1 rRNA gene is annotated in these 3,231 nt (G+C 57.6%); it reads left to right on the forward strand.

Features of this window, described 5'->3' with window-relative positions:
* Positions 1–115 precede the first annotated feature (115 nt).
* Positions 116–3,223: ribosomal RNA gene (locus MT994_RS19270) — 23S ribosomal RNA — on the forward strand.
* The last annotated feature ends 8 nt before the right edge of the window (positions 3,224–3,231 follow it).

The following is a 3,231-nucleotide window of genomic DNA, read 5'->3' on the forward strand; positions in this document are numbered from 1 at the left end:
GGGGTCGGGGTCGTTGGTTGTTTGAGAACTGCACAGTGGACGCGAGCATCTTTGTAAAGATCAAGACGCACCCTTTGGGGTGTGGTTCTTGGTTCTCTGCAGTTTTGTTGTTTTTGTTGAAGTTTTTAAGGGCACAGGGTGGATGCCTTGGCACTAGGAGCCGAAGAAGGACGTGGTAGCCTGCGATAAGCCTCGGGGAGCTGGCAAACGAGCTGTGATCCGAGGGTTTCCGAATGGGGGAACCCCGCACGAGTCATGTCGTGTGACCCGCACCTGAATATATAGGGTGTGTGGAGGGAACGTCGGGAAGTGAAACATCTCAGTACCGACAGGAAGAGATATTCCGTGAGTAGTGGCGAGCGAAAGCGGATGAGGCCAAACCGGGCGCGTGTTCAAGCTGTCAGGCGTTGCGTGTTCGGGGTTGTGGGACCCTTCTGGTGGATCTGACAGTCCACCGGGGAGTAAGAAAGCCGTGTCATAGTCGAACCGCATTGAAAGGCGGACCACAGACGGTGCGAGTCCGGTAGACGAAATGGTGCGGCCTCCCGAAGGGGATCCCAAGTAGCACGGGGCCCGAGAAATCTCGTGTGAATCTGGCAAGACCACTTGCTAAGCCTAAATACTACCTAGTGACCGATAGCGGACCAGTACCGTGAGGGAAAGGTGAAAAGTACCCCGGGAGGGGAGTGAAATAGTACCTGAAACCGTGTGCCTACAATCCGTTGGAGCCTCCTTGGCTGGGGTGACAGCGTGCCTTTTGAAGAATGAGCCTGCGAGTTAGTGCTCAGTGGCGAGGTTAACCCGTGTGGGGAAGCCGTAGCGAAAGCGAGTCCGAACAGGGCGCCCATAGTCGCTGGGTCTAGACCCGAAGCGAAGTGATCTAGCCATGGGCAGGTTGAAGCGCGGGTAAGACCGCGTGGAGGACCGAACCCACCAGGGTTGAAAACCTGGGGGATGACCTGTGGTTAGGGGTGAAAGGCCAATCAAACTTCGTGATAGCTGGTTCTCCCCGAAATGCATTTAGGTGCAGCGTCACGTGTTTCTTGCCGGAGGTAGAGCTACTGGATGGCCGATGGGCCCTACAAGGTTACTGACGTCAGCCAAACTCCGAATGCCGGTAAGTGAAAGCGTGGCAGTGAGACTGCGGGGGATAAGCTCCGTAGTCGAGAGGGAAACAGCCCAGACCACCGGCTAAGGCCCCTAAGCGTGTGCTAAGTGGGAAAGGATGTGGAGTTGCACAGACAACCAGGAGGTTGGCTTAGAAGCAGCCACCCTTGAAAGAGTGCGTAATAGCTCACTGGTCAAGTGATTCCGCGCCGACAATGTAGCGGGGCTCAAGTACACCGCCGAAGCCGTGGCATCTGCGCTCAACTCAGGCCTTCGTGGTCCAGAGGCGCAGGTGGGTAGGGGAGCGTCGTGTGGGCGGTGAAGCCGCGGGGGAACCCAGCGGTGGAGCCCACACGAGTGAGAATGCAGGCATGAGTAGCGAAAGACGGGTGAGAAACCCGTCCGCCGAATGACCAAGGGTTCCAGGGCCAGGTTAATCCGCCCTGGGTAAGTCGGGACCTAAGGCGAGGCCGACAGGCGTAGTCGATGGACAAGGAGTTGATATTCTCCTACCGGCGAAGAACCGCCCATACCGAGCCCGGTGATGCTGACCGCCCAAACCTGCCCATCGACCCTTCGGGGTCACCGGGCAGGGGCGCGCGGGACCCAATCCGGTAGTAGGTAAGCGTATTAACAGGGGTGACGCAGGAAGGTAGCCCGGCGTGGCGATGGTAGACCACGTCCAAGGCTGTAGGCCGTCGGGTAGGCAAATCCGCCCGACATCAAGGTTGAGAGCTGACGGTGAGCGCATAAGCGCGAACTGGGTGATCCTATGCTGCCAAGAAAAGCCTCGGCGCGAGGTTCTAGCCGCCCGTACCCCAAACCGACTCAGGTGGTCAGGTAGAGAATACTAAGGCGATCGAGAGAATCGTGGTTAAGGAACTCGGCAAAATGCCCCCGTAACTTCGGGAGAAGGGGGGCCCGAAGCGTGAACACCCTCGCGGTGGGAGCGTGGACGGCCGCAGAGACCAGGGAGAAGCGACTGTTTACTAAAAACACAGGTCCGTGCGAAGTCGCAAGACGATGTATACGGACTGACGCCTGCCCGGTGCTGGAAGGTTAAGAGGACGGGTCAACCCTTCGGGGTGAAGCTCAGAATTTAAGCCCCAGTAAACGGCGGTGGTAACTATAACCATCCTAAGGTAGCGAAATTCCTTGTCGGGTAAGTTCCGACCTGCACGAATGGCGTAACGACTTCTCCGCTGTCTCAACCGCGAACTCGGCGAAATTGCACTACGAGTAAAGATGCTCGTTACGCGCAGCAGGACGGAAAGACCCCGGGACCTTTACTATAGCTTGGTATTGGTGTTCGGTGCGGCTTGTGTAGGATAGGTGGGAGACTGTGAAGCCCGTACGCCAGTGCGGGTGGAGTCAACGTTGAAATACCACTCTGGCCGCTTCGGATGTCTAACCTCGGTCCGTGATCCGGACCAGGGACAGTGCCTGGTGGGTAGTTTAACTGGGGCGGTTGCCTCCTAAAATGTAACGGAGGCGCTCAAAGGTTCCCTCAGCCTGGTTGGCAATCAGGTGTCGAGTGCAAGTGCACAAGGGAGCTTGACTGTGAGACTGACAGGTCGAGCAGGGACGAAAGTCGGAACTAGTGATCCGGCGGTGGCTTGTGGAAGCGCCGTCGCTCAACGGATAAAAGGTACCCCGGGGATAACAGGCTGATCTTGCCCAAGAGTCCATATCGACGGCATGGTTTGGCACCTCGATGTCGGCTCGTCGCATCCTGGGGCTGGAGTAGGTCCCAAGGGTTGGGCTGTTCGCCCATTAAAGCGGTACGCGAGCTGGGTTTAGAACGTCGTGAGACAGTTCGGTCCCTATCCGCTGCGCGCGCAGGAAACTTGAGAAGGGCTGTCCCTAGTACGAGAGGACCGGGACGGACGAACCTCTGGTGTGCCAGTTGTTCCGCCAGGAGCACCGCTGGTTGGCTACGTTCGGAAGGGATAACCGCTGAAAGCATCTAAGCGGGAAGCCTGCTTCAAGATGAGGTTTCCATACCCTACGGGGTGAGAGGCACCCAGCAGAACACTGGGTCGATAGGCCGGACGTGGAAGCGGGGACGAAAGACCCGTGCAGCTGACCGGTACTAATCAGCCGACAACTTCAACACCAAACACT

The organism is Cellulosimicrobium sp. MI9406, assembly GCF_040595865.1.
Lineage (GTDB): Bacteria > Actinomycetota > Actinomycetes > Actinomycetales > Cellulomonadaceae > Cellulosimicrobium > Cellulosimicrobium funkei.